This window comes from Tamlana crocina (assembly GCF_012037625.1).
The window spans coordinates 1-551 of sequence record NZ_JAAVJS010000120.1; the positions used below are offsets into that span (position 1 = coordinate 1).

At 43.4% G+C, this 551-nt stretch carries 1 protein-coding gene; it reads left to right on the top strand.

Annotated features, from left to right (window positions below):
* On the top strand, window positions 1-551 hold a 551-nt coding region (locus HC176_RS15905), incomplete at both ends, for a pyruvate kinase (RefSeq protein ID WP_245234921.1).

A 551-nucleotide genomic window follows, 5' to 3' on the forward strand; every position in this document is an offset into this window, starting at 1 on the left:
TGTTACGAGAGATGATGCAGGCAGGTGTAAACGTGTTTAGGGTCAATTTTTCTCATGCCAATTATGACGATGTAAAGCAACGTATCGAGATGATACGGGAGCTTAACGAGGAACATGGCTATACTACTGCTATTCTTGCAGACCTGCAGGGTCCAAAGCTGCGGGTTGGTAAAATGAAAGAGGAAGTGGTGGTTTCCAAAGGAGATGAGATCACTTTTGCTACAGGAGAAGAATTTGAAGGCACCTCCAGCAGGGTGTATATGAATTATGATCAGTTTCCTGAAGATGTGCAGGCGGGGGAGCGTATCCTGCTTGATGATGGAAAATTAATCTTTGAGGTGGTAAGCACCAACAAAAAAGATGAGGTTTTAGCAAGAGTGGTTCAGGGAGGACCTTTAAGATCTAAAAAAGGAGTAAACCTTCCCAATACCAAGATCTCACTTCCTGCCCTTACTGAAAAAGATATTGAAGACGCCATTTTCGCCGTGAAAATGAAAGTAGACTGGATCGCTCTTTCCTTCGTTAGGAACAGTGATGATCTACTGGAGCTT